Annotated in this window: 22 protein-coding genes and 1 pseudogene; 9 read left to right on the top strand and 14 right to left on the bottom strand. The window is 67.9% G+C overall.

The genetic code is table 11. The annotated features are described in order from the left end of the window. Positions 1 to 180: 180 nt before the first annotated feature. The 5 genes from ABH923_RS14380 (at position 181) to ABH923_RS14360 (ending at position 5,276) form a co-directional block, all read left to right on the top strand. A complete protein-coding gene (locus tag ABH923_RS14380) occupies positions 181 to 999 on the top strand; it encodes an IclR family transcriptional regulator (protein ID WP_370056065.1) in 819 nt (272 codons plus the stop codon). Positions 1,000 to 1,174: 175 nt separating this feature from the next. Then, positions 1,175 to 2,404: an NAD(P)/FAD-dependent oxidoreductase gene (locus tag ABH923_RS14375; protein ID WP_370056064.1), complete on the top strand. Its 1,230-nt coding sequence runs from the start codon at positions 1,175 to 1,177 to the stop codon at positions 2,402 to 2,404. A 31-nt stretch (positions 2,405 to 2,435) separates the two neighbouring features. Next, positions 2,436 to 2,759, top strand: a complete 324-nt coding sequence (fdxA, locus tag ABH923_RS14370) for a ferredoxin (RefSeq protein ID WP_370056063.1) — start codon at positions 2,436 to 2,438, stop codon at positions 2,757 to 2,759. A gap of 5 nt (positions 2,760 to 2,764) precedes the next feature. Continuing rightward, positions 2,765 to 4,120 carry an FAD-dependent oxidoreductase gene (locus tag ABH923_RS14365; protein WP_370056062.1) on the top strand — a complete coding sequence of 452 codons (1,356 nt, stop codon included), beginning with the start codon at positions 2,765 to 2,767 and terminating at the stop codon, positions 4,118 to 4,120. Then, complete coding sequence (locus tag ABH923_RS14360; RefSeq protein ID WP_370056061.1) at positions 4,113 to 5,276, top strand: Mrp/NBP35 family ATP-binding protein; 1,164 nt, start codon at positions 4,113 to 4,115, stop codon at positions 5,274 to 5,276. Before ABH923_RS14365 ends, ABH923_RS14360 begins: the two co-directional genes overlap by 8 nt. Before the next feature lie 11 nt (positions 5,277 to 5,287). Here the strand turns inward: ABH923_RS14360 and ABH923_RS14355 are convergent, their stop codons facing one another. The 9 genes from ABH923_RS14355 to fdxA (ABH923_RS14315) form a co-directional block, all read right to left on the bottom strand. Continuing rightward, positions 5,288 to 6,514: a CaiB/BaiF CoA transferase family protein gene (locus ABH923_RS14355; protein ID WP_370056060.1), complete on the bottom strand. Its 1,227-nt coding sequence runs from the start codon at positions 6,512 to 6,514 to the stop codon at positions 5,288 to 5,290. Continuing rightward, positions 6,511 to 7,656, bottom strand: coding sequence for a thiolase family protein (locus ABH923_RS14350; RefSeq protein WP_370056059.1), 1,146 nt, complete (start codon positions 7,654 to 7,656; stop codon positions 6,511 to 6,513). Before ABH923_RS14350 ends, ABH923_RS14355 begins: the two co-directional genes overlap by 4 nt. A gap of 15 nt (positions 7,657 to 7,671) precedes the next feature. Beyond that, positions 7,672 to 8,073, bottom strand: coding sequence for a Zn-ribbon domain-containing OB-fold protein (locus ABH923_RS14345; RefSeq protein WP_370056058.1), 402 nt, complete (start codon positions 8,071 to 8,073; stop codon positions 7,672 to 7,674). Next, entirely contained in the window at positions 8,070 to 8,285 is a 216-nt protein-coding gene (locus tag ABH923_RS14340; RefSeq protein WP_370056057.1) for a ferredoxin, read from the bottom strand. Before ABH923_RS14340 ends, ABH923_RS14345 begins: the two co-directional genes overlap by 4 nt. Beyond that, the gene (locus tag ABH923_RS14335; RefSeq protein WP_370056056.1) at positions 8,282 to 9,577 is read right to left on the bottom strand and encodes a cytochrome P450; all 1,296 of its coding nucleotides are present in this window, start codon (positions 9,575 to 9,577) and stop codon (positions 8,282 to 8,284) included. The genes ABH923_RS14340 and ABH923_RS14335 overlap by 4 nt, the downstream gene beginning before the upstream one ends. Positions 9,578 to 9,721: 144 nt before the next feature. After that, positions 9,722 to 11,215, bottom strand: a complete 1,494-nt coding sequence (locus tag ABH923_RS14330) for an aldehyde dehydrogenase (protein WP_370056055.1) — start codon at positions 11,213 to 11,215, stop codon at positions 9,722 to 9,724. Between the two features lie 70 nt (positions 11,216 to 11,285). Beyond that, a complete protein-coding gene (locus ABH923_RS14325) occupies positions 11,286 to 12,158 on the bottom strand; it encodes an SDR family oxidoreductase (RefSeq protein ID WP_370056053.1) in 873 nt (290 codons plus the stop codon). Between the two features lie 61 nt (positions 12,159 to 12,219). Continuing rightward, a complete protein-coding gene (locus ABH923_RS14320) occupies positions 12,220 to 13,737 on the bottom strand; it encodes an MFS transporter (RefSeq protein WP_370056052.1) in 1,518 nt (505 codons plus the stop codon). 250 nt (positions 13,738 to 13,987) lie between these two features. Next, the gene (gene fdxA / locus ABH923_RS14315; RefSeq protein ID WP_370056051.1) at positions 13,988 to 14,302 is read right to left on the bottom strand and encodes a ferredoxin; all 315 of its coding nucleotides are present in this window, start codon (positions 14,300 to 14,302) and stop codon (positions 13,988 to 13,990) included. 149 nt (positions 14,303 to 14,451) lie between these two features. Between fdxA (ABH923_RS14315) and ABH923_RS14310 the strand changes: the two genes are divergently transcribed. The 4 genes from ABH923_RS14310 (at position 14,452) to ABH923_RS14295 (ending at position 18,020) form a co-directional block, all read left to right on the top strand. After that, complete coding sequence (locus ABH923_RS14310; protein ID WP_370056050.1) at positions 14,452 to 15,621, top strand: cytochrome P450; 1,170 nt, start codon at positions 14,452 to 14,454, stop codon at positions 15,619 to 15,621. A gap of 2 nt (positions 15,622 to 15,623) precedes the next feature. Next, positions 15,624 to 15,824, top strand: coding sequence for a 4Fe-4S domain-containing protein (locus tag ABH923_RS14305; RefSeq protein ID WP_370056049.1), 201 nt, complete (start codon positions 15,624 to 15,626; stop codon positions 15,822 to 15,824). A gap of 19 nt (positions 15,825 to 15,843) precedes the next feature. After that, complete coding sequence (locus ABH923_RS14300; RefSeq protein WP_370056048.1) at positions 15,844 to 16,848, top strand: cyclase family protein; 1,005 nt, start codon at positions 15,844 to 15,846, stop codon at positions 16,846 to 16,848. Positions 16,849 to 17,282: 434 nt separating this feature from the next. Continuing rightward, positions 17,283 to 18,020, top strand: a complete 738-nt coding sequence (locus tag ABH923_RS14295) for a hypothetical protein (RefSeq protein WP_370056046.1) — start codon at positions 17,283 to 17,285, stop codon at positions 18,018 to 18,020. 326 nt (positions 18,021 to 18,346) lie between these two features. Here ABH923_RS14295 and ABH923_RS14290 read toward each other — a convergent pair whose 3' ends face one another. The 5 genes and pseudogenes from ABH923_RS14290 to hutH form a co-directional block, all read right to left on the bottom strand. Beyond that, entirely contained in the window at positions 18,347 to 19,282 is a 936-nt protein-coding gene (locus ABH923_RS14290; RefSeq protein WP_370056044.1) for a nucleoside hydrolase, read from the bottom strand. 200 nt (positions 19,283 to 19,482) lie between these two features. After that, positions 19,483 to 20,358 (bottom strand): fumarylacetoacetate hydrolase family protein, encoded by an 876-nt coding sequence (locus ABH923_RS14285; RefSeq protein ID WP_370056043.1) that lies wholly within the window; start codon positions 20,356 to 20,358, stop codon positions 19,483 to 19,485. A gap of 142 nt (positions 20,359 to 20,500) precedes the next feature. Further along, a pseudogene (gene hutU, locus ABH923_RS14280) lies at positions 20,501 to 22,157 on the bottom strand (urocanate hydratase). An 18-nt stretch (positions 22,158 to 22,175) separates the two neighbouring features. Beyond that, positions 22,176 to 23,231, bottom strand: a complete 1,056-nt coding sequence (locus tag ABH923_RS14275) for a histidinol-phosphate transaminase (RefSeq protein ID WP_370056042.1) — start codon at positions 23,229 to 23,231, stop codon at positions 22,176 to 22,178. Beyond that, positions 23,228 to 24,793, bottom strand: a complete 1,566-nt coding sequence (gene hutH, locus ABH923_RS14270; protein WP_370056040.1) for a histidine ammonia-lyase — start codon at positions 24,791 to 24,793, stop codon at positions 23,228 to 23,230. Before hutH ends, ABH923_RS14275 begins: the two co-directional genes overlap by 4 nt. Positions 24,794 to 24,847: the final 54 nt, after the last annotated feature.

Here is a 24,847-nt window from a genome sequence, read left to right as displayed (position 1 = left end):
TCTCCATCGAAGACCCGGGCCCGCACCCACCGCTCGTCGATGAGGGTCGCAGACGGTCCGCAGCTAGTATCGTGTTCAACGGAACATTTGTTCTGTTGGGCGACGCCAATAGGATTGCCTGCAAGCGGATGAATGTCAAGCCGGGGCACCGCACGCCCCGCGCCGATGAACGGATGGACGATGAGCATGGTCAAGGACGCGGTCGAGAGCGACGCCGAAGAAGTCGGCCGCCGCCGCCAGCCGCTGGCCCGAGGCGTCGAACTGCTCACGTACATGATCGAGAGCAAGCAGGACACCCACGGTGTCCGCGAACTCGCCGGGCGCCTCGGCGTGAGCCCGAGCACAGCGCACCGGCTCGTGACCGACCTGGAGCGCCTCGGACTCGTCCGCCGCGCCGAGAGCGGGACGTCCTATCGGCTCGGGCTCGAGTTCCTGCGGCTGGCCTGGCTCACGACCAGCCGGTATCCGGTCCACGACCTCTCCGAGGGCGTGCTCCGCCGCCTCGTCGAGCAGACCGGCGAGTCGGCGTTCTTCTCGCTGTACAGCGAACAGCGCCGCGAGATGATGTTCACCCTCTCGATCGAGTCGCCGCATCCCCTCCGCTACGCCCTGCCCCTGCAGCAGTGGCTGCCGCTGCACGGCGGCGCCAGCGGGTTGGCGATCTTCGCGTACCTTCCCGACGCGGTGCGACGCGAGGTCGCCGCCGGGCCGCTCGAACCGCTCACCGAGCGCACCGTCATCGAGCCCGAGAAGGTGCTCGAGCGCCTGGAGACCGTCCGCAAGGAGGGCTACGCGATCACCCACGGCGAGCGCATCGAGGGCGCCGTCGCGATCGCGGCCCCGGTCTTCGGGCCGTCGGGAGAGGTCATCGGCGCAGCGGGCGTGTCGATCCCCGAGGCGCGCTACGACGCCGGCGCAACGGAGTCGCTCGCCTTCCAGGTCCGCCAGGCCGCCGCGGAGATCACGACCAACATCCAGGGGCGACGCGGCGACCGCTGACGGTCGTCCCACACCTTCCCACTCGAGCTCCCGGGGCGATTCGTCGCGCCCGTCGATCCGTCGCGCCCGCTCTCCCGCAGTTGACAGCGCAGGCGGCGCCGTCGATACTGGTGTTGCGTTATAGCGAGCACGTGTTCCGTTCAACGGTGACCGACACGAAGTAAGGATTCAGATCATGAGCGACTCCGGCGCCACCCGTCACGTCGTCGTCGTCGGCGCTTCCCTCGCCGGCACGCGCACCGTGCAGAATCTCCGTTCCTCCGGGCACAGCGGGCCGATCACTCTGATCGGCGCCGAGTCCGAGCTGCCCTACGACCGGCCGCCGCTGTCGAAGGACCTCCTCAGATCCGACTGGGCCGATGAGACCGTCGAAGGTTTCCGGCTGCTCACCCGGGCCGAGCTCGACGCGCTGGAGGCGGACGTCCGGCTCGGCGTCGCTGCGACCGCCGTCGACACCACGGCACGGACCCTGACCCTCGCGGACGGTACGACCATCGGCTACGACGTCCTCGTCATCGCCACCGGAGCCTCCGCTCGGCCGTCCCCCTGGCGCCCCGCCTCGGGTGTCGTGCAGCTGCGCACCCTCGACGACGCCCGTGCGATCGCCGGGCGCCTCGCGCTCCAGGAGCCGATCGTCGTGGTCGGCGGCGGGTTCATCGGGACGGAGATCGCGGCCGCGGCCGTCGGCTACGGCTGCCCGGTGACCGTGGTGGACCCGGTGCCGGAGCCGATGGCCCGACTCGTCGGTCCCGAGATCGCGGGGATCATCACCGACCTTCACGAGCGCAACGGCGCGGCCACGCGCTTCGGTGTCGGCGTCGTCGACATCACGGGCGAGGCGGGCGCCCTGACGGTCGTCCTCGCCGACGGCACTGAGCTTGCGGCCTCCACGGCGGTCGTGGGCATCGGGACCATCCCGAACATCGACTGGCTCGCGGGGTCCGGACTGCTGCTCGACAACGGCGTGATGACCGACCAGTACCTGCGTGCGCTCGGAGTGGCGGACGTCTACGCCATCGGCGACGTCGCCCGCTGGCCGCACCCGGGGCGCGGAGGCATCCGCGCCGAGCACTGGACGAACGCGAGCGATCAGGCCCGGTACGTGGCGGGCGCGATCGTCCATGGCGTCAGTGCGGCCTACGAGCCCTCCGACTACGTCTGGTCCGATCAGTACGACTGGAAGATCCACACCGTCGGCTGGCGCGACCCCGCCGGCACGTCTGTGCTCGTGGGGGACCTCGAAGCGGACGGCCGCGTCGCCGTGATCCACTCCGACGAGAACGGCAAGGCGTGCGGGGCGGTCACCGTCAACTGGGTGCGCGCGTTGAACCAGATCCGCCGACAGCTGATGACGGGCGGGACCCCGGATTCCATCGTCGACTCGCTGCGCGAGCGCGCCGCCTGAAGTCACGCGGAGAGAGCGAGAGGAGCGAGCCATGGTCTACGTCGTGACGGAAGCCTGCGTCGATGTCCAGGACAAGAGCTGCATGCAGGAATGCCCCGCGGACTGCATCTTCGAGGGCGGCCGGATGACCTACATCAATCCGGAGCTCTGCATCGACTGCGGCGCCTGCGTCACGGCCTGTCCCGTCGACGCCGTCTACTACGAGGCCGAGCTGCCCGACGACCAGGAGCAGTTCCTCGAGCTGAACGAGCGGTTCTTCGCCGAGGTCGAGACCCCGAAGAGCGGTCGCAAGGCCGGAAAGATCCATTTCGACGTCGAGCTGGTCGCGGCGTTGCCCCCGCGAGGAGAGGCCTGAACACCATGTCCGTCAATCGTGTCGCCGTCATCGGCTCCGGACCGTCCGGCGCGTACACCGCGCAACTACTCACCGAGGAGTCCGAGGCTCCCGTCGAGGTCGACGTGTTCGACCGCCTGCCCACCCCGTTCGGGCTCGTGCGCTACGGCGTCGCGCCCGACCATCCCCGCGTGAAGTCCATCACCACGTCGTTCGCCGACGTCTTCGAAGAGACGCCCGGGCTCCGGTTTCTCGGGAACGTGCGCATCGGCGCCGATCTGGGCATCGACGAGCTGCGCAGCCACTACGACGCGGTCGTCTTCGCCAACGGCGCCCCGCTCGACCGCCGGCTGGGGATCCCCGGCGAGGACCTCTCCGGGGTCAGCGCGGTCCGCGAGTTCGTCTCCTGGTATCAGGGGCACCCGGACCAGGACCCGGACGCCTTCATCCTCGACGGAACGCGCGCCGTCGTCGTCGGCCTCGGCAACGTGGCGCTCGACGCTGCGCGAATGCTCGTGCGCGAGACCGAGGACCTCCGGCGGACCGACATCCCGGAGCACATCGTCACCGCCTTCTCCGAGAGCACGATCGACGAGGTCGTCGTCATCGGCCGGCGGGGGCCCGCGTTCGCGCGCTTCACCAACAAGGAGTTCATCGAGCTGCTGGAGGTCGAGTCGACCGACGTGCTGATCGATCCGGCCGACCTGGTGCTGGATGCCTCCCAGCAGGCGCAGCTCGACAGCGACCCGGCCGCGCGCCGGCTGTTCGCGACCTTCCAGAAGGCCGCAGAGCGCGGCTCGCTCGGGCGCGCGAAACGGATCCGCTTCATCTTCGACCGCACGCCCGCGGAGTTCCTCGGCGACGAGAAGGTCACCGGGCTCCGCCTCGTCAGGACCAGCGACCCTTCGAAGAGCGAGGTCCTCGACGTCGACCTCGCCCTCCGCTCGGTCGGCTACCTCGGCGAGCCTTTCGCCGGGCTTCCGTTCGACGATCGCACCGGCACCATCCCGCACCGGGACTCTCGCGTCGTGGACGGCGACGAGGTCGTGCCCGGCGTCTACGTCGCCGGCTGGATCAAACGCGGCCCGAACGGCGTCGTCGGCACCAACCGCAAGTGCGCGCTGGAGACCGTCACCTCGATCCTCGAGGACTTCGCCGGCCGCGACCGCGGCCCTCGCGGCACGGATGCCGCGGCCGTCGACGCGCTGCTGCGCTCCCGCGGGGTCGAGGTCGTCGACTGGCGGGCGTGGCGGGACATCGAGGCGGCCGAGATCGCCGAAGGCGAGGCGGCCGGTCGCGAGCGCGTGAAGCTGCATCGCCGCGACGACCTACTGCGTGCCGCGGCGGGCGCCGAGCTCGTCGGAGCGCGCGCTGGTGTCTGACAGCATCACCCACCTGCGGGGCCTCGTGGAGGCTGTGAGTGACGCGGTCGGCGCGGTCACGGACCCGGAGTTGCGCCGTCCGCTCGGCGAGCTCGGGATGATCCGCGACGTCGTGATAGCTGAGGGTGTCGCCGCCGTGGGACTGCTGCTGACGATCGCCGGCTGCCCGATGGCCCGACGGATCGAGCAGGAGGTCCACGACGCGGCCGCGGCCGTTCCCGGCGTCACTGGCGTGAAGGTCGATGTGGGCGTTATGACGGACGAGCAGCGCGCGGCTTTGACAGCGCGCCTCCGCGGCGGCCGCGCGCCGGCGCAGAGCCCGTTCACCGCCGACTCCCTCACCCGGGTGATCGCCGTGACCAGCGGGAAGGGCGGAGTCGGCAAGTCGACCGTCACGGCCAACCTCGCCGTCGCGTTCGCCGCGCGCGGCTTGCGCGTCGGGCTGATCGACGCCGACGTCCATGGCTTCTCCATCCCGGGGCTGCTGGGACTGCTCGATGCGGAGGGGCACGCGCTCCGGCCGACCCGGGTCGACGAACTTGTGCTGCCTCCTGTCGCGCACGGTGTCAAGACCGTGTCCATCGGCATGTTCCTCCGCCCGGGCGCCGAGGATGCGCCTGTCTCCTGGCGCGGGCCGATGCTGCACCGCACCCTCGAGCAGTTCCTCGGCGAGGTCTTCTTCGGCGACCTGGACGTGCTGCTCATCGACATGCCGCCGGGGACCGGCGACGCGGCGATCTCGATCGGGCACCTTCTGCCCCACGCGGAGGTCCTCGTCGTGACGACCCCGCAACCCGCGGCGGCCGGTGTCGCTGTGCGCACCGGCCTCCTCGCCCGGACGCTGGGCCAGCAGGTGATCGGGGTGGTCGAGACCATGTCGCCGACCGTGCTGGCGGACGGGAGCGCCTTCGAGCCGTTCGGCTCCGGCGGCGGTCACGCCGTCGCGCTGCGGCTCTCCGACGGAGCCGAGACCGTTCCGGCGATCGCCTCGATCCCGTTCAGCACGGCGCTGCGCGCGGGAGGCGACAGCGGCCTCCCCGTGGTCGTCGACCGGCCCGGCGATCCAGCGGCCGTGGCCTTTGCAGAGCTCGCCGGATCACTCGTGGTCAAAGCGCGCGGTCTGTCCGGACTGCGGCTTCCCGTCTCGCCCCGCTGATCCAGTCGTCGTCAGCGTGCGCCGACGACGACCGACTGCGAGACGACCACGCCCTCCGCGCTCAGACCGTCGACGTCCTGGTCGGAATAGCCCAGTTCGTTCAGCAGGCGACGGGTGTCGGCGCCGAGCGCCGGCGGATACGTCGGCTCGACGGCGTGGGTCGCGACGAAGCGGATCGGCGTGGCCACGTTCTCGAAGGACGCGTCGTCGCCCGACACGGTCAACAACGAGCCGTCGTCTGCCGCGCGGGCGTCGGACAGTGCCTCCAGCACGTTCTTGACCGGCGCGACGGGCACGGAGGCCGCCGCGAGCTCATCGATCCACTCGGCCGCCGGGCGGAGGTCGACCTGCGCTTCCAGGAGCGCCCAGAGCGAGTCCCTGTTGCGCAGTCGCGCGGCCGCATCGATGAAGCGCTCGTCGTCGATCAACTCTGGCACCCCGAGGACCCGGCAGAGGTCCTCCCACATGCGCGGCGTATTGGCCGTCACGACGAACTCGCGGCCGTCGCCCGCCCGGAACGACCGGTAGGTCGCGATGGAGTCGTGCGCAGCGCCCTGCGGGCCCGGCGCGACGCCCGTGAGGCTGGTGTACAGCGCCTGATACGACAGCATCGCGAGCTGTCCGCGGAGCATCGAGACGTCCACGATCCGCCCGACGCCGCTCTCGGCTCGCGCATGCAAGGCGGCGAGTATGCCGATCACGGCATACAAGCCGGCCACGACGTCCCCGGCCGGGATACCCAACCGCGCCGCGGGGCTGCCGGCGTGCCCGTTGAGACTCATCACGCCGCTCAGGGCCTGCACGACCATGTCGTAGGCAGGGCGGTCGCGCAGCGGCCCCTCCTGACCGAATCCGCTGATCGACGCCCACACCAGTGACGGCTGGGCGGCCAGCACCTCGGCCGGGTCGAGTCCGAGGCGTGTCGTGACGCCCGGGCGGAAGTTCTCGATCACGACATCGGCTCCGCCGATCAGTCGTCGTGCGATCTCAAGGCCCTCCGGCGATTTCAGATCGATGGCAATGCTGCGCTTGTTGCGATTGTTCGCCAGGAAATACGCGCTGTCGCCGTCGAGCTCCGGCCCGGCGATCGCTCGGCTGGAGTCCCCGCCGATCGCCTCCACCTTGATGACGTCCGCGCCGAGGTCTCCCAGGAGCTGCGTCGCCGACGGGCCCGACAAAAAGGTCGTCAGGTCGATGACCCTGACCCCGTCGAGCGGTGGCCTCTGCTGCGCGCTCATGCCGCCTCGAAGAGATGGACCGTGCACGCTCCGTGGTCGAGGCCGGCGGTGCCGCCGCCGGTCACGTGGGTCATCGCCCAGCGTGCGTCGTCGATCTGGCGGGCGCCGGCCGTGCCGGTGAGCTGCCAGAACGCCTCCGCGATCTGGGCGACGCCGCTGGCGCCGACCGGGTGGCCCTTGGCGAGCAGGCCGCCGCTCGGGTTGACCACGACGTCCCCGCCGAAGGTGGTGCGGCCGTCGCGGATGAGGTCGATCCCGTGGCCGCGCTCGGCCAGGCCGAAGGTCTCGTAGTAGACGAGCTCTGCGATCGAGAACGCGTCGTGCAGCTCGATCATGTCGAGGTCCTTCGGGCCGATGCCCGCGGCCTCGTAGGCGTCATGCGCGGAGTGGGCGCTGATCTCGGGGCTGGTCATGTCGCGGAAGCCCTCTGCCACCGTGCCGGAGTGCAGGACCGACGCGGCGACGCGCATCCCCCGCGCTCCCAGGCGTGCGCGGGCGCGCTCGGACGCGAGTACGACGACGGCGGCGCCGTCCCCCGTCGGGCAGCACATCAGCAGGGTCAACGGGTCGGCTACGGGGCGTGCGGCGAGGACCTCCGGGACCGTGACCTCCGTGCGGAACTGCGCATAGGGGTTCAGAGCGCCGTGCTTGCGCGCCTTCACACTGACCAGCGCGAGATCCTCCTCCGTCGCCTCGGTCTCGTAGAGGTAGCGGGTCGCGCGCATCGCGTAGACGGCCGGCATCACGATCCCCTGCTTGACCTCGCGGTCCTCCGGCGACAGCGGGAGGGTCCCTCCGCCGAACTGCGTCAGCTTCTCGACCCCGATGACGACGGCGACGTCGATGAGGCCCTGCGAGATCGCCTCCCAGGCTTCGTGGACGGCCGTGGCGCCGCTGGAGCACGCGTTGTCGACGTTCACAGTGGGCACGGCGCCGAGACCGATCTCCTTGCAGATGCGCTGCCCGGTCATCATGCCGCCGTAGGAGTGGCCGACCCAGACGGCGTCCACGTCGGACTTGTCGACGCCGGCATTGCGCAGCGCGGCGATGAGCGGCGGCACGGCGAGCCCGACGTACGAGGACGAGCGATGCTTGCCGAACGGCACCATGGCCGCGGAGATGACGAAAACGTTCTCAGACATGGAGTGTCCTCTTCCTCAATCGGAGGTGATGGGCGTGAAGAACCAGGCGTCGCCGTCGACGGCGAGCCGGACGTCCATCCCGGGCCGGAGGGGGACCTTGTTCTCGCGCAGGTCGGCGAGCGTGCGCACGTCGCCGTCCAGGTCGACATAACCGAGGGGACGCACCCCGTCGCCGCCCACGTGCAGGCGGGTGAACGAGTAGAGCACGCCGGCGGTCGGCAGCGCGACCCGGGTGACGTCCGTCCCGACGCAGGTGCTGCAGACGATCCGGGAGCCGATCATCAGCTGGCCGCAGGCGTCGCAGCGCGTTCCGACCAGCCGCGGGCCCTCGGCGAACTCCGCGAGGAGGCCGTCGGACTCGAGATCGGCGATCGGCAGCGGAAGCTCCGTCTCCTCGACCAGTGTCGTGTCGCTCATTCGGCTGCTCCCGCCGCTGCAGCGAGCGCCCGCGCGATGGAGCGCGTCGGGCAGACGTCGATCGCCTGCTGGATGTTCTCGTCGGTGTCGCCGTGCTCGTCCGTGACGATCGCGATGCTGAGGTCGTCCAAATCGAAGGTGTTGGGCGCGTAGAACGTGCACTGTCCGGAGCCCATGCAGCGGTCCCTGTCGATGGTCAGATGCTCCGTCATCGGACCGGCTCCGCCTCGTCGTAACGCAGGTACAGATGGGTGTGGCCGCGGAACTTGTAGCTGCGGATGAGGTCCCACTCGCGGGCGTCCTCCGGGCCGTGCCTGCGGTCGTCGATCGTGATGCTCGAGGTGCGCTCGAGGATCCGCTGGATGGAGAAGACGGCCTCGGCACGCGCGAGCGGGGCGCCGGGGCAGGTGTGAATGCCACGACCGAAGGCGAGGTGCTGGCGGGCGTTCGGCCGCTCCGGGTCGAAGCGCGTGGGGTCGTCGAAGACCCGGCCGTCGCGCCCGGCCGCTCCGTGGAGCAGCATCACGACGGTTCCCGGCGGCAGGTCGAGCCCGCCGAGCTCGGTGGCGCGCTTGGTCAGGCGGAAGGAGCCCTTGATCGGCGCCTCGACGCGGAGGGTCTCCTCGATGAACTTCGGGATGAGCGAGAAGTCGCGACGCAGTCGCTCCTGCAGTTCGGCGTCGGCCGCGATGCGCTGCATGGTGATCCCCATGAGCTGGACGGTCGTCTCCTGGCCGGCGGCGAACAGGTTCGACGCGATCCGGGCGACCTCGATGGGCTCTGGGAGGCTGCCGTCGGGGAAGGTGGCAAGGGCCATCCCGGTCAAGACGTCCTCGCGGGGCTCGCGCCTGCGCTCCTCGATGCGGGCGACGAAATAGTCGTAGAGACGCTCGATACCGGCGTGGTGGTTGGACTGCAGCTCGAGGTTCCCGAGCACCGGCCCGGGCTGAGTGGCCAGAAGCTCCAGCAGCATCGGGTGGTCTTCGACCGGGACGCCGAGCAGGTCGGCGACCGCGAGGATCGTGTAGCCCTTGCAGTAGTCCCAGATGAACTCGCACTCGCCCTTCGGCAGGATCTCGTTGAGGAAGCGGTCAGCGGTGTCCTTGAGGAACTGCTCGTTCTCCTTGAGACGCTTCGGGGTGATGAGTCCCATGAGGATCGCGCGGTGGTCGGTGTGCACCGGCGGGTCGAACGTGACGATCTGATCGTTATTCGTGAAGTAGTCGCGGTGCTTCTCGAGGAGCTCGCCGATGTCGTCGCCGACGAGCTCGACCGGGAGGTCGACCACGGGGCCGCCGGTGCGGTTGATCGAGGAGTACACGTCCGGCTGGTGGTAGACCTGCAGGGCTTCCTCGTAGCCGGTGACGATCACGACGCCGTACTTCGGCTCGCGGAAGACGGGGTGGTTCGCGATCATGTAGTCGAACCAGGGCTCGGCCTTCGCTGCGACATCGGGATCGGTGAAGAAGTCGACCTCGGTGGGGGTGGTCTCGACGGTGGTCATCGTGTGCGGTTCCTCTCGGCTGTTTCGTTCTATCGAACGCTTGTGCCGTAATACGGTACAAATATCTTCGCTGTTGCGCGATCCGGCGTCAAGCACTCTGGCCGCGGAGGCCCCAGCGCAGGATGCGCCGGGGCCTCCCGTGCCTCACTGGAAGACGCTCGGAGCGCCGTCCAGCAGGACGGTCTTCGACTCCAGGTACGGCGCGACGCCTTGGATGCCGCCCTCGCGGCCGACACCGGACTGCTTGAAGCCGCCGAAGCCCATCCGGGTGTCGGTCTTGAATCCGTTGTGGCCGACCGTGCCTGAGCGCAGCCGACGCGCGACCTGGTAGGCGCGATCGACGTCGTTCGTGAACACCGCGTTGTTGAGGCCGTACTGGGTGTCGTTCGCGAGCTCGATCGCGTGCTCCTCGTTGTCGGCCGGGATGACCGAGATCACCGGACCGAACAGCTCCTCCTGGGCGATCGTGGACCGGTTGTCGACGTTTCCGAAGACCGTCGGCTCGACGAACCAGCCACGCTCGAGGTGCGCGGGACGCTTCCCTCCCGTGACGAGGTCCGCTCCTTCGGCGACACCCTTCTGGATGTAATCGAGGACGCTCCGCTGCTGCTTCGCGAGCGCGAGCGGGCCGAGCTGCGTCTCGGGGTCGAACGGGTCGCCGACGGTGACCGAGCCAAAGGTCGAGGCGAGCGCCTCCACGAGCTCATCGTGGCGGGAGCGGGTCACGATGACCCGGGTGAGCGACATGCAGACCTGACCGTTGATGGAACATTCCTGCTGCGAGACGGCCGCAGCGGCTGCCGCGAGGTCGTAGTCGTCGAGCACCACTGCAGCGGACTTGCCGCCGAGCTCGAGCGTGTAGCGGGCGAGACGCCCTCCGGCCACGGAGGCGATGTGGCGTCCGACGGCGCTCGAGCCCGTGAAGGCGATCTTGTCGACGCGGGGATCGCGGACGAGCTGCTCCGAGACGTTCCTGTGCCCGTTCACGACATTGAGCACACCGGCGGGGAGGCCGATCTCGTCGGCGATCTCGGCCAGGATGTAGAGCTCACCCGGAGCCTCCGGCGGCGCCTTGAGGACCACGGTGCAGCCGGCGAGCAGTGCGGGCGCGATCTTGTACGCGGCGAGCGAGAGCGGGGTGTTCCACGGGACGATGGCGCCGACGACCCCCACCGGCTCGTTGACCACGGCGCCGAAGGCCGCGAACTCGGGCGAATCCTGGGTCGCCCACGGGTAGGTGTCGGCGAGATCCGCGTAGTACTCGAAGAGTGCGGGGACACGGGAGATCGAGCCGAGTGCCATCCGGAACGTCGGGCCGGTCTGGCGCGTCCAGAACGTGGCGGCCTCCTCCGCGCGTGCCCGGAGGCCCGCGGCGATTCCGCGCAGGTAGTGGGCACGCTCGCGGGGCTCCAGGAACGGCCACGGCGAGTGGTCGAACGCCCGCCGGGCGGCGGCGATGGCGGCGTCCATGTCCTGCGGGGTGGTCTCCCCGACGCGGAAGAAGGTCTCCTCGGTGGTCGAGTCGATGACGTCGAGGGTGGAGTTGCCGGCAGGGACGACCCAGCGGCCGTCGATGTACACCCGGTCCGGGTGCTGCAGGCTGATGGCGGTCTCGCGGACCGTGAGCACGTCGGTCACGTGTCTCTCCTCATTTTCGTTGTGGTGCGTGGTCCGCGGCGGCCGCCGCGGACCCGGTCGGAGTGGCGGCTCAGGCCGCCTGGCGCGCGAGCACGCTGCGGAGGGTCCAGCTCAGCCGGTCGGGGCGCAGGCCCGCGACCTCCAGCCCGTTCATGCCGTAGTCGACGGACAGGTGCACGCCGGAGACGTATCCGGCGAGGTCGCTCCCGAGGAACGCCAGCACGCGCGCCATGTCGACCGACTCGGCGAGGCGTCCGGCAGGGCCGACCTCGGCTTCGACGACGTCCCTGCCGCCCTTCATCTCGGCGAACTCGGGGAGCATCCCGGAGACGGTCATCGCCGGCAGCACCGCGTTGATCCGGATCTTGCGGAGGTCGGCGAGCGGGGCGACCTGCTCGGCGACCCAGTAGTTCAGCAGTCGCTTGGACAGGATGTAGCCGAGCGACCCGGGAATGCTCCCGAACTCCGCTTCGAGCTCCGTGGCGACACGGACGACGTCGTCCCAGTCGCCGCGGGCGAACGGGACGAGCTCCTCGCGAATGGCCGGCGTCTCCCAGCGCACTCCGCCGTTCGAGGTCACGAAGGTGATCGAACCGCCCTGCGCGACGCGGTCGACGAGGTATGTGTCTGTCACGTACTTGTTGGCGATGAAGTTCACGGTCACGGTCTCGAGGAACGAGTTGTGCACACCGGAGATCCCGGCGACCCCGAAGAACGCGTCGATGCGCGTCGGGAGCTCCGCGAAGGCCGCATCGATCGACGCCTTGTCGCCGAGGTCGGCGATGATCGAGGTCGCGACACCGGCGACGGGGGACTCGACGCGGTCGAGCGCATGGACGTCCGCTCCGAGGTCGACCAGGATCTCGGTCAGGGCACGGCCCATTCCCGACGCGGCGCCGGTCACGACGACCGTCTTTCCTGCGTAGCCGAAGTAGTCCGTCATGGGTGCTCCTTTGTTTCGGGCCGGCGGCGCCCGATTCCGCGGGCGCCGCCGGCAGAGGGGGTCAGTGCGTGGCAGTCGGCTCGTTGGCCGCGGCGGTCGCCTCGGCGGAGGCGGAGGCCGGGCCGCCCTCGGCCGCGACCGCGTCGAACCCGATCCCGGGCTCGACGGTCCGGTTCACCCGCAGCGCGAAGGCGATGAACAGCGCCACCAGGCACAGCACCGCGACCAGGACGAACGCCGCGATGTAGCCGCCCGCGGAACTGAAGTGCGCTCCGGGCAAGGTGAACGCCGCAAGGATGGACACTCCGACTGCGGTTCCGACACCGGAGAACGCGGTCTGGACGACGGTGTACATTCCCGTCGCCTCACCCGTGTTGGCGGCGGGAGCGGTCTCCACGACGAGCATCGGCAGCGACGACAGCACGAAGGCGGTCGAGACGGTGAGCACGATCTGACTGATCACGAAGCCGGGGAAGGAGTCCCAGACCGCCGCCGACAGCGCCGTGAGGATCGCGGCGATCACTCCGGCGGAGGCGCCGATGATCAGCGAGGTCCGCGCGCGGCCGTGACGGGCGATCCGTCCGCTCAGGGGCGAGAGCGCGAAGCCGAAAAGACCGATGCAGAACGAGACGGTTCCGGCGGTGCCAGCCGAGATCCCGAACCCGACGGGGGCCTGGGTCGGGTACTGCATGATGAGCTGCCCCATGAAGCCCGAGATGCCGAGCGGGATGCCGAGCAGCGCCCCGGCCAGCATCGTCAGGCCGAAGTTCCGCTTCGCGAACAGTCGGACATTGACCATCGGCTTCGGGTGACGCACCTCCCAGAACACCCACCCCGCGAGGACGATGAGGCCGACGCCGATGGACCCGATGACGATCGGAGACGCCCAGCCCACGCCCTGCGCGGCGTTGATGCCGAGCAGCACGAGTCCGAGGCCGGGGGCGAAGAGGATGCCGCCGAGCCAGTCGATCCGGTCACGGGGACCGTCGGGCCTGGTGCCCTGCAGGAACAGCGCTCCGGCCGTGGTCACGACCGCCAGGACGGCGGCGAACACGAAGATGTAGTGCCACCCGAGGGTGTCGACGATGTTGCCGGCGACGATGTTGCCCGCAGCGCCGGCGAGCATCGCGGTTCCTGCGACGAGGGAGATCGCGATGGACAGCGACTTCTCGGCGACCGCCTCGCGGATGATGCCGAAGCAGAGCGGCAGAAGGCCGCCCGCGAGACCCTGGACGGCACGACCGGCGATCACACCGAGGATGTCGTGGGAGAGCAGGCTGATGATCGATCCCGCCAGCGACGCGATCAGCAGGATGATGAGGACGCGCTTGCGGCCGAAGATGTCGCCGAGCCGGCCGCTGATGGCCGCGGACGCGGCGCCGACCAGCAGGAAGCCGGTGAGCACCCAGCTTGCGGTGCTCGCGTCGGTGTTGAAGTCCTTCATGAGACTCGGAAGCGCCGTGTACATCATCGTCGACTCGAACGAGCTGACGATGGCCACCAGCATCAGGACGGCGATCACATAGCCGAGAGGACGACGCCCGCGCACCGCGGGCTCAGTCGTCAGGGTTGAGGTCATGTCTTGCCACTCTCCACATTGAGGGTCGGTCAGGGCCGACGAGGCGATAAGGGATGAACCGTGGTGCCGCTCCACCTTCGGAGCATTTGTTCTTTTATAAGGAACATGCGATCCTTATAACAGGAACAGTGTGCGGCACAGAATCCGTCGTGTCAATCGGATTTGAGCTTTCGCGCTCAAAAATTCACGCACGCAATGCGAAAGGGCCCGGCGAGATCTCCTCGCCGGGCCCTTTCCGTCGTCAGCGCGTTCAGCCCTTCGGCAGCTGAGCGACGAACTCCGCGTCGTGGTCGATCATCCCGGACTTGCGGCCGCCCTTCGAGATGTCGATGCCCTCGAAGAACTGATCGTTGATCGCCACGAACTGCTCTTCGTCTCCATCCAGTTCATCGTCGTAACGGATCGCCTGTGTCGGGCAGACCGCCTCACAGGCGCCGCAGTTGATGCACTGGTCGGAGTTGATGTACATCATCCGGGCGCCCTCGAACAGGCAGTCCGCCGGGCAGACCTGGATGCAGCTCTTGTCTTTCACGTCCACGCACGCCTGCGTCACCACAAATGCCATTTCGTCTTCCTCGACTTCCTCGTCTGAGTCGAAGTGCGCTGGACTCGACGTCGTCGACGTGGGTACACTGACTGCACTTCTAAGCGTTGATTCTCAAATCTAACACCACGAAGCGCAGTGACCAAGGCTGTTCACGACAGGAGAGCTCGATGACGACAGCGACCTTCTCGACGCAACGCGTCGACCCGTACGCCCCGCCCGCCGAACATCTGCGGCTGCAGCAGGAGGACCCGGTGAGCCAGGTCCCGTGGCGGGACGGCTCCACCATCTGGGCCGTGACCCGGCACGCCGACGTGCGCGCGGTGCTGGGAGACGCCCGGTTCAGCTCCGACCGCTCCCTGCCCGGCCACCCGATGAACGCCGGTTACACCTCCGCGGCGAAGCTGAAGAACCTGATCGAGATGGACCCGCCGGACCACACCGCGCAGCGCGTGCGGGTGATAGGCGAGTTCACCGTGAAGAAGATCGCGGGGATGCGGCCGCGGATCGAGCAGATCGTCGAGGAGACCATCGACGCCCTTCTCGCAAGCGGTGACCACGCGGACTTCGTCGCAGCGTTCTCGCTCCCCGTCCCGTCCGTCGTCATCGCCGACCTGCTCGGCGTGCCCGACGAGGACCACGACTTCTTCCAGGTCAACAGCGCTGCCTTCGTCGACGCCGACACCACGGTCGAGGCGAAGATGGAGGCGATGAGCAGCCTTAAGGCGTACATCGCCGGGCTGGTCTCCGAGCGTGTCGCCGAGCCGGGCGATGACATCCTGAGCCGGCAGCTCGCCGCGGGCGCGGCGCCCGATGAGCTCGTGGGTCTCGGCTTCCTGCTGCTCATCGCCGGGCACGAGACGACAGCGAATATGATCTCCCTTTGCGTGGCGACCCTCCTGGACAAGCCGGAGCTGCTGCAGCAACTGCGGGATGACCCGGCGCTGCTTCCCGGTGCCGTCGAGGAGTTCCTGCGGTACTTCACGATCGCCGAGGTGGGCGGCCTGCGGCTCGCGACGGCCGACATCGAGGTGGGCGGCACGACCATCAGCGCCGGCGACGCCGTGTTCGCGCTGTCGAACACCGCCAACCGCGATCCGGAGGTCTTCGCCGATCCGCACACGATCGACTTCACCCGCGGCGCGCGCAACCACGTCGCGTTCGGCTTCGGGCCCCACCAGTGCCTCGGGCAGAACCTCGCGCGCCTCGAGCTCGAGATCGCGCTCGGCGCGATCATCCGACGCATCCCGACCCTCCGGCTCGCGGTCCCGTTCGACGAGATCCCGTTCAAGGAGTTCGGGCCGAACTACGGGGTCTACAAGCTCCCGGTGGAGTGGTGACCATGGAGATCCACGCCAATCGAGCGACCTGCATCGGATCGGGACAGTGCGTCTTCTCCGACCCCGACGTCTTCGACCAGGACGACGACGGCATCGTCCTCGTCACCCGCACCCGGCCCGGCTCCGCCGAGGAAGCCGCGCGCGCGCGGGAAGCCGTGAATGTGTGCCCGAGCCGCTCGCTGTCGATCGTCGACGCGGGCTGACCACGAAGAGGACGAGACGATGACAATTCAGGAGACCGCACCCGAACTCGCAGGACCCGATCCGCTGGCGCCCTGGCTGCGGCAGATCGCCGACGCGCACGAGGGCGCCCACCACGACGACGGCCGGCAGTGCCGCGGCTCGATCGCGCTCATCGACGAGGCGGCCCGGCTGCGCGGCGTCGCCGAAGTCCGGAGCGGACGGGCGATCTCGCTCGAACGCGAGGTGGAGACCCGCCCCGACCGGCTCGCAGACGGTCGGGCGGTCGCCGATGCCGAGAAGGCGCAATGGCAGAAGCTCGGAATCGCCGACCTGCCCGACGGCCACGGCAGCGTCGAGCTCGACGTCACGGTCGGAATCCACGGTCGCCATGCCCACGGCGGCGACGTGATCCGCTACGACGCGCACGGAGTCCACAACACCCACATGGACGGCCTCGCCCACATCGGCGCCGACGCGTCCTGGCACGGCCCTATCCCCGCATCGGACTCACAGACCGACGAGGACACGATGGTGAACTGGGCGCAGCACGGCATCGCCACCCGCGCCGTCGTCCTCGACATCACCGCCGTCCGCGGCGTCGACTGGGTCGTCGCCGGCGAGCCGGTGACCTCCGCCGAACTGGACACAGCCCTCGCGGCCACCGGCGTCGCGTGGGCGGCGGGAGACGCACTCGTCATCTACCAGGGCCGAGACCGCTACGAAGCCGCAGGCAACGTCTACCCGAGCGGCGCGGCCGCAGTCACCCGCCCGGGCATCGGCCAGGACGGAGCGGAATGGATCGCGGCGCGTGAGCCCGGCCTCGTGCTCTGGGACTTCCACGACGCGCGCGACAACCCCACCGGCTCCCTCGAAGTGCACAACCTCATCTACGCAATCGGCCTCTGCCTGGTCGACAACTGCCTGCTCGGACCGGCGGTCCGCGTGCTCGCAGCGGCCGGCAGGTCGACGGCGCTGGTCGTCGCTGCACCGACGGCGATCCACCGTTCCACGGGCGTGCTGATCAATCCGTTGCTTCTCTACTAAGGCGGGCCGGCGGCGTCCGAATCGGGGTGGGAGACGAAAGGATCACGCTTTAGCACTCGCCCACAAGCAGCCGATCTTGGCGTTTTCAAGTGCGGGCAAAATGCGGGCAAATCGCCTCATCAACGACAAAACGGCGGCTGTTCGACAGCCGCCGTTCCCCGTGTTTCCACTGGTCTTGTAGCGAGGGCGGGACTCGAACCCGCGACACCACGATTAGGTTCCCCTAGTTCACGTGGAGGCACCCACAGCGAGTTTCGCTCTATTTTCCGGGCCTTTCGGTCGCGCAGGACGATCTAGGATCACGTCGGATTGATTTCAATGTGCGGGGTAAATGCGGGGCGACCACCCATGTCGTGGAACATGGACAACGACAAGCGCAGCCGTGCGAGTCCCGCGATCTCGACGCGGCAGCCGTGTTCGTATACGTTTCACCCATGACTGCGATGGACTACGCGCAGGACGTTGGTGCCCTCGCTCGTTCGGCGTCCTTCGCGCTCGAAGGACTGACCGTCTCCGAAGCGCCTCGTAGCGCCGGGGTCTATCTGCTTGAGCTTCATGTCCAGACATCACGAATCGGGTCGTTGGGTGCCGCCCAGGCAGCACTCCGAATCGCGTTCGATGCCGCCTCAATCGCCGTACTCCATCCCGACGCAGCGGACGATCCCGATGCAGTCGAGGCACTTCTGCGCGATCCGGACATCGTGCTCAACCTCATTTGGGCTGGGCCGGGGTCTTTGCGCCAGGTCTTCACTGTTGACCCGATCACGGCTGCGGGCCGCAACAATATTCGCAGGATCTTCGCCGGCGGCTTCATCATCCTCGGGCTCATCCCAGGCGGGCAGATCTTCGCCGCCGTGTATTGGGGGGCATTGGAAGGCATTCTGCTCGTCGGGGAGCTGATCGAGCACTACGAGAGCGAGCGGCCCGTAAGAGTTCGAACTATCGACGATCAGGCCCTTGCGGCGTCCAGGCCAGAGTTGCGGATCTATCCACCGGGTACACCCTGGCGTCCACCCGAGCACGCGGCCCCAGACCCGAATGCCGAGGCCTTCGCCGACCTTCGTGACCGTATCGATGAACTCGAACGGAACGCACAACGCGACCGCGCAACGATCGGTCAGCTCAACGCCAAGATCGCTGCGCTTACCCACCCGCCGAAGAACCCTGAATAGCAACAGGCGAGATCTGACCCATCGCGTCGCACGCTATGAGTTGTCGCACCCACTCCGGCTAATACTCGATGTCCTCGGGGGAGCAACTCAGATCCCAGCGCTCGGGGCGTGGGCGACCGACCGAGTGGACGCTTAGTGGGGCACAAAACCATACATGCAGAACCTTGCTGACCAGACCAGGGGCCTATCTAAGGTGCCCTGCAGCCCAGTATTGGCGGGGTGCCGATTCTGATAATCCCCTGCGGCCTGAAAAGAATCCCCTGGTGTGGCAACTTCGTCTCCGCACCGAAAGCGACGACGAATCGGTGAGGCCGGGAGTACCCTGGCTACAGGGCGCGTACGGTGAGGGCGCAAGCAGCATGGAGCAGCTCGAAGAACTTCGCCGAGTCGGCGCTGAAACCCATGTGCGCATTCTTCGGCCGACCGCTCTGTTCGCGCTGGTCCACGATGGTTCGCCCGTAGGTGTGGAATCCGACGGTGTCAGAGTCGACTCGCACGTGTCGGAGCGTAACGACCTCCGGGTCGAGGACGTAGGCGACGCACAACGCGTCGTGGACCATCGCCTCGCCGTACTCGGCTGCCTCGGCAGCGACGTAGAAATCGAGGATGCGAGCTGCGGCGATGCCGGCTGGAGTGCCGAGGTCGGCGAGCTGCTTGATCTGCGCAGTCGATACGGTCGCGTGGCGGGTCGCGTCGAGGGGGACGAGGACGAGTCGTTCGAATCCTGCGTCGAAAACAATCTGAGAGGCGACCGGATCGGCCCAGACGTTGAACTCCGCCTGCGATGTTGAGTTGCCGTAGGTGGAGCTGCCTCCCATGATCACGACTTCTTCGATGACGTCAACGATCTCGGGTGCCAGGGTCACGGCGGTTGCGATGTTGGTCAGCGGCGCAGTGGGGATCAACGTAACCGGCTGGGTGCGCGCGCGAAGCGTCTCGACTAGCCATTCGACTGCCGTCTGGTCTTGTTCTGTAGCTCTTGCGCGGGGCAAATCGAGCTCGTCCTGGTGGACGGAGACCTTGTTCTCGCTGACGACGAACGGGTTGGTGGTCAGCGGCTTGCTCAGCCCCTTGTAGACGGGGACGTCGCCGCGCCCGATCCAGTCGAGAACTCGGAGCGTGTTGTCGGTGGTGTGATCGATGGTGAGGTTGCCCGCAACGGTGGAACAGCCGAGCAGTTCGATCTCGGGGCTGAGTGCCGCCATCATGATTGCGATGGCGTCGTCGTTTCCGGTGTCGACGTCGAGGATGACGGAGCGCATGTCGTGGTCCCTTCCGAGGTCTTAGCTTAGGAGTGGCCGGCGGTCAGGCGCCGACCACAACATCAGCGTCCGCCCTCGCATTGGATGGACTGTGTGCGAGGACAGAACGCCGATTGTTCAATTCAGCCACGTCGTGCGAGCGTAAGCTCGGTCCTCTTGAGCGATCCCGTCTCATATCCGAGACAGGGCCAGGCGCGGGGCTATATGACCTCGCAGTGCGTGGTGAGGTAGCCGATTCCGCCGATGGTCACCGTGACGGTCGACCGATGTTTGAGGAACACGCGTGGATTCCGTGAGTAGCCGGCACCTCCGGGGCTCCCGGTGGAGATCAAGGTTCCGGGTTGAAGGGTGGCGGTGCGGGAGAGGAACTCGATGACCTCGGCCACGGATCGGACCATATCCGCTGTGGACGCGTCCTGGAGGATTGCGCCGTCGACATTCGTGGTCAGCCAGAGATCCTGAGGGTCTGGGATCTCATCGGCGGTAACAACGACGGGACCGTTGGGCGTGAATCCGTCGAATGATTTGCAACGCGACCATTGCGCTTCGGAGAACTGCAAGTCACGAGCGGTGATGTCGTTAACGATCGTGTAGCCGAAAACGTAATCGAGGGCGTCGAGTGCCGAGACGTTCCGTGCGGGTTTCCCGATGATGACGCCGAGTTCGGCTTCGTAATCGACTTCGGAGGTGAGGTGGGCGGGCCAGATTGTGGTGCCTCGGTGGCCGGCCAATGAGTTCGGCCAGAGGGAGAAGACAGTCGCAGACTTCTCCGCGCGCAGTTTGAGTTCGGAAGCGTGGGCGGCGTAGTTTGCGCCGATTGCGATGACCTGCGGTGGCCTCAGAACAGCGGACGCGTGACGAAGGTCGTACACGGGATGCAACGTCGCACCCGCGGTCACCGCATTGTTCACGACCGAGCGGACGCCGCTGAGCGCCGCTGGGCCACGCTCGATCAACTCCTGAAGGTCGCGTGGCGCGCCTTCGATGACCTCGTCTAGGAACAAGGCACCATCGCCGATCACGGCGGCGAGACGCGGAACGGAGTTCGTCGGGCTGCTGAGGTGTGAAAATCTCACTCGTTGTCCTGGTGCGGCTGGTTCGGACCCGTGGGTTAGGCCCGATGATGATGTGGTTGGAGTCGTCGCGCCGGTGGGATCCACGAAACCGTCCACCGGCGCGACGAGCTTGGAGCTACCGGATAACCGGCAGCAGGCTTGTTCAGTCCTTAAACATCGGAATGTGGAGCCCGCGCTCGCGCGCGACCTCCGCCGCGTGCTCGTACCCGGCGTCCACGTGCCGCATCACGCCGGTGCCCGGGTCGTTGGTGAGCACGCGCTCGATCTTCTCGGCCGCGAGCACGGTGCCGTCCGCGACGACGACCTGGCCGGCGTGGATGCTGCGGCCGATCCCGACGCCGCCGCCGTGGTGCAGCGACACCCAGGTCGCGCCCGAAGCGGTGTTCAGCAAGGCGTTGAGGAGCGGCCAGTCGGCGATCGCGTCCGACCCGTCCTTCATCGACTCGGTCTCCCGGTACGGGGAGGCCACCGAGCCGGAGTCCAGGTGATCGCGGCCGATCACGATCGGCGCCGAGAGCTCGCCGGAGGCGACCATCTCGTTGAACTTCAGGCCGGCGAGGTGGCGCTCCTTGTAGCCGAGCCAGCAGATCCGCGCGGGGAGGCCCTCGAAGTGCACCTTCTCGCCGGCCTGGGTGATCCAACGGCGGAGCTTGTCGTCGTCGGGGAACAGCTCCAGGATCGCGCGGTCGGTCGCGGCGATGTCCGCCGGGTCGCCCGAGAGCGCCGCCCACCGGAACGGGCCGCGGCCCTCCTCGAACTGCGGCCGGATGTACGCGGGCACGAAGCCGGGGAACGCGAACGCGCGGTCGTAGCCGCCGAGCTCGGCCTCCGTGCGGATGGAGTTGCCGTAGTCGAACACCTCGGCGCCGGCGTCGAGGAAGCCGACCATGGCCTCCACCTGCTTCGCCATCGACAGCCGTGCGGCGATGGTGAACGCCTCGGGGTCGGCGGCGGCGCGGTCGTGCCACTCCTCGACGGTGATGCCCTCGGGGAGGTAGCTCAGCGGGTCGTGCGCGCTGGTCTGGTCGGTGACGATGTCGATCGGGACGCCGCGGCGCAGCAGCTCGGGGAACACCGCGGCGGCGTTGCCGACGAGGCCGACCGACAGGGCGCGGCGCTCGTCCTTGGCGGCGAGCACGCGGGCAATGGCGTCGTCGATGTCGTCGGCGAGCTCGTCGAGGTAGCCGTGATCGACGCGGCGCTGCAGGCGGGTGCGGTCCACATCCACGATGAGCACCACGCCGCCGTTCATGGTGACGGCCAGCGGCTGCGCCCCGCCCATGCCGCCGCAGCCGCCGGTGAGGGGTGAGGGTGCCGGCGAGCGAGCCGCCGAACCTCTTATCCCCGACGGCCGCGAAGGTCTCGTACGTGCCCTGCAGGATGCCCTGCGAGCCGATGTAGATCCAGGAGCCGGCGGTCATCTGGCCGTACATCGTCAAGCCGAGCGCCTCCAGGCGACGGAACTCGGGCCACGTCGCCCAGTCGCCGACCAGGTTGGAGTTGGCGATGAGCACGCGCGGCGCCCACTCGTGCGTGCGGAACACACCGACCGGCTTGCCGGACTGCACCAGCAGCGTCTCATCGGCCTCCAGGTCGCGGAGGGTGGCGACGATCGCGTCGTACGCCTCCCAGCTCCGCGCCGCGCGGCCGGTGCCGCCGTAGACGACCAGATCGTCCGGCCGCTCGGCCACCTCCGGGTCGAGGTTGTTCATCAGCATGCGCAGCGGCGCCTCGGTCTGCCAGCTCTTCGCGCTGAGCTCCGTCCCGCGCGGCGCCCTAACCGGTCGTGTATCGGTCATTCGAAGACCTCCTTCGGTCTAGTCCTTCTTGTACTCGTCGTAGGCGCTGATCAGCGCCTGGGAAGCCTCGCGGTCGCCTAGGGTAAATCGGACGCCCTCGTCGGCGAACGCGCGGATGGACAGTCCACGCGTCAGACAGAATTCGCTGAATCCGACGGAGTCAGCACCCAGTGGAAGCCAGACGAAATTGGCTCCGCTGTCGGGGATTCGGAGACCCCGCGCGGTGAACGCATTCTCGACGCTTCGCCGTTCGCGGATGGTCGATTGAACGGTGTGCGCAAGTTCTCGGGTCTCTCGCACTGCGGCTTGCGCTGCCGCAGCCGCAATCGAGCTGACAGCGAATGGTGGCAGCGCGGCGGCAAGGGAGGAGCGGATGTCTCTGCCGGAAACGGCGTAGCCGACGCGGAGGCCCGCCAGCCCGTATGCCTTCGAAAAGGTGCGAAGAACTACCAGGTTCGGGTAGTCGTTGAGGAAGGCGACTCCGTCCACGTCGTTACGCGCGAACTCGCGGTACGCCTCGTCGAGAACGACGATCACATGCGACGGGACGGCGTCGAGGAAGCGTCGAATTGCCGCTTCATCCACTTCTGTTCCGGTCGGATTGTTCGGGTTGCACACCAGGATCACCTTGGTGCGATCCGTGATCGCCTCAAGCATTGCTGGAAGGTCGTGCTCGAGCTCGACGGAGAGCGGAACGGTGACCGGAGTACCGCCGGCAAGCTTCACGAGGATCGGGTACGCCTCGTAACTACGCCACGCAAGGACGACCTCATCGCCGGAATCAACGTACGCAAGCAGAAGATGCTCCAACACCGACAGAGAGCCGGCGCCGACTGCGATGCGCTCCGAGGACACGCCAAGGAATTCGGCGAGTGCCTCCACCAGATCACGGCCGGCGACATCCGGGTACAGGTGGGCGTTGGAGCCGGCATGGTAGATGGCTTCGAGAACGCTCGCCGGTGGGGGTGTCACGGCTTCGTTCGAGGACGCTTTCCAACGCACACCGTTCGTTCGTGCGCTGGAGTATGTCGGCAGATCCCGGATCTCCGGCCTCGGCGTTGGCAGACTCGTCATACGAGCGGGCCCGTCTCCTGCTCCGCGCTCTCGACGAACACCCGCTGCTGCAGCAGGGCGACGGAGGCTTCGATTTCGGGCGACAGGAATCGGTCCGTTCCGGGGCCTGCGACCTCGGCTCGGAGCGCGTCGATCACGCGGCCCGTTGCTGGTGAGGGCGCCAGCGGTGCGCGCAGATCGATCCCGCGGGCAGCCGTCAGAATCTCGACCGCGAGGACCCGGGAGAGTCCATCGAGGCTCCGGCGGAGCTTGCGAGCGGCGTTCCACCCCATCGAGACGTGGTCTTCCTGCATCGCCGACGACGGGATCGAGTCAACGCTCGCGGGGACGGCCAGTCGTTTCAGTTCGGAGACGATGCTCGCCTGGGTGTACTGGGCGATCATGTGGCCGCTGTCGACTCCGGGGTTGTCGGCCAGGAACGGGGGCAGCCCGTGGCTGCGTGCCACATCCAGGAACCGGTCGGTCCGACGTTCGCTGATGCTTGCCAAGTCGGCGACGGCAATTGCGAGGAAGTCGAGAACGTACCCAATCGGTGCGCCGTGGAAGTTTCCGTTGGACTCGACGCGATCGTCGATCGTGACCACTGGGTTGTCGATGGTGGACTGGAGTTCACGCGAGGCGACGGTCCTGGCGTGGACGATCGTGTCCCGGACGGCGCCTGCGACCTGAGGCGCGCAGCGGAGCGAGTAGGCGTCCTGGACGCGCTTGTCCTCTGGGCCGGCGTGGCTTGCGACGATCGCGGAGCCGCGAAGAAGCCGGGAGATGTTTGCGGCGGAGAGCGCCTGACCAATCTGGGGACGGAGAGCTTGGAGGTCGGCGGCGAATACCCGATCGGTGCCCAGGAGACCTTCCACGCTCATCGCGGCGGCGACATCTGCGGCCTTCACAAGGTGGTCGAGGTCGTTGAGTGCGAGAACCAGCTGGCCGAGCATTCCGTCGGTCCCGTTGATGAGGGCGAGGCCCTCCTTCTCCACTAGCTCCAGCGGGGTGATCCCGTGCCGCTCCAAGGCGGTTGCCGCGTCCAGGAGCACGCCATCGGCATCGCGCACGTTGCCCTCTCCTGTGAGCACGATTGCTACGTGGGCCAGCGGGGACAGGTCTCCCGAGCAGCCGAGGCTTCCGAACTCGTGAACGACCGGAGTCAGGCCGGCGTTGAGCAGAGCGGCGTACGTCTCGGCGACGACGGGTCGCACCCCGGTTCGGCCTGAAGCGAGGGTGGCCAGGCGAAGGAGCATCATCGCGCGAACGACCTCGCGTTCGACTTCTGCGCCGGTTCCGGCGGCGTGCGAACGAATGAGGCTGCGCTGGAGCTGACCACGCAGATGCTGGGGGATGTGTTTGGTGGCAAGTGCGCCGAATCCGGTGGAAACGCCGTAGACGGGTCGGTCCGCGAGCGCGAGGCCGTCGATTACGACGCGGGTGCGTGCGATTGCAGTGAGTGCCTCATTGGTGAGTACCACGCGCGCGTTCTCACGGGCGACGCTGATGACGTCCCGCTCGCTGACACCGTGCGTACCGACAAGCACGGCGTCGTGCGAGGTGGTGTCTGTAGTAGCGGTCATTGTGACGTCCTTCTCATAGGGCGAATGGGTGGGTCCCTGAGAGTTCACACCCCT

Origin of the sequence: Leifsonia sp. EB41 (assembly GCF_041262565.1) — a bacterium.
Taxonomy (GTDB): Bacteria; Actinomycetota; Actinomycetes; order Actinomycetales; family Microbacteriaceae; genus Leifsonia.
This window is presented reverse-complemented; position numbering and strand designations above follow the sequence as displayed.

Coding starts and splice junctions, on each gene's coding strand:
- ABH923_RS14375 (WP_370056064.1), top strand. CDS start 1,175: ATGAGCGACTCCGGCGCCACCCGTCACGTCGTCGTCGTCGGCGCTTCC.
- hutH (WP_370056040.1), bottom strand. CDS start 24,793: ATGACCGCTACTACAGACACCACCTCGCACGACGCCGTGCTTGTCGGT.
- ABH923_RS14350 (WP_370056059.1), bottom strand. CDS start 7,656: ATGTCTGAGAACGTTTTCGTCATCTCCGCGGCCATGGTGCCGTTCGGC.
- ABH923_RS14325 (WP_370056053.1), bottom strand. CDS start 12,158: ATGACGGACTACTTCGGCTACGCAGGAAAGACGGTCGTCGTGACCGGC.
- ABH923_RS14380 (WP_370056065.1), top strand. CDS start 181: ATGAGCATGGTCAAGGACGCGGTCGAGAGCGACGCCGAAGAAGTCGGC.
- ABH923_RS14340 (WP_370056057.1), bottom strand. CDS start 8,285: ATGACGGAGCATCTGACCATCGACAGGGACCGCTGCATGGGCTCCGGA.
- ABH923_RS14300 (WP_370056048.1), top strand. CDS start 15,844: ATGACAATTCAGGAGACCGCACCCGAACTCGCAGGACCCGATCCGCTG.
- fdxA (WP_370056051.1), bottom strand. CDS start 14,302: ATGGCATTTGTGGTGACGCAGGCGTGCGTGGACGTGAAAGACAAGAGC.
- ABH923_RS14320 (WP_370056052.1), bottom strand. CDS start 13,737: ATGACCTCAACCCTGACGACTGAGCCCGCGGTGCGCGGGCGTCGTCCT.
- ABH923_RS14365 (WP_370056062.1), top strand. CDS start 2,765: ATGTCCGTCAATCGTGTCGCCGTCATCGGCTCCGGACCGTCCGGCGCG.
- ABH923_RS14275 (WP_370056042.1), bottom strand. CDS start 23,231: ATGACGAGTCTGCCAACGCCGAGGCCGGAGATCCGGGATCTGCCGACA.
- ABH923_RS14295 (WP_370056046.1), top strand. CDS start 17,283: ATGACTGCGATGGACTACGCGCAGGACGTTGGTGCCCTCGCTCGTTCG.
- ABH923_RS14335 (WP_370056056.1), bottom strand. CDS start 9,577: ATGACCACCGTCGAGACCACCCCCACCGAGGTCGACTTCTTCACCGAT.
- ABH923_RS14305 (WP_370056049.1), top strand. CDS start 15,624: ATGGAGATCCACGCCAATCGAGCGACCTGCATCGGATCGGGACAGTGC.
- ABH923_RS14345 (WP_370056058.1), bottom strand. CDS start 8,073: ATGAGCGACACGACACTGGTCGAGGAGACGGAGCTTCCGCTGCCGATC.
- ABH923_RS14355 (WP_370056060.1), bottom strand. CDS start 6,514: ATGAGCGCGCAGCAGAGGCCACCGCTCGACGGGGTCAGGGTCATCGAC.
- ABH923_RS14290 (WP_370056044.1), bottom strand. CDS start 19,282: ATGCGCTCCGTCATCCTCGACGTCGACACCGGAAACGACGACGCCATC.
- fdxA (WP_370056063.1), top strand. CDS start 2,436: ATGGTCTACGTCGTGACGGAAGCCTGCGTCGATGTCCAGGACAAGAGC.
- ABH923_RS14310 (WP_370056050.1), top strand. CDS start 14,452: ATGACGACAGCGACCTTCTCGACGCAACGCGTCGACCCGTACGCCCCG.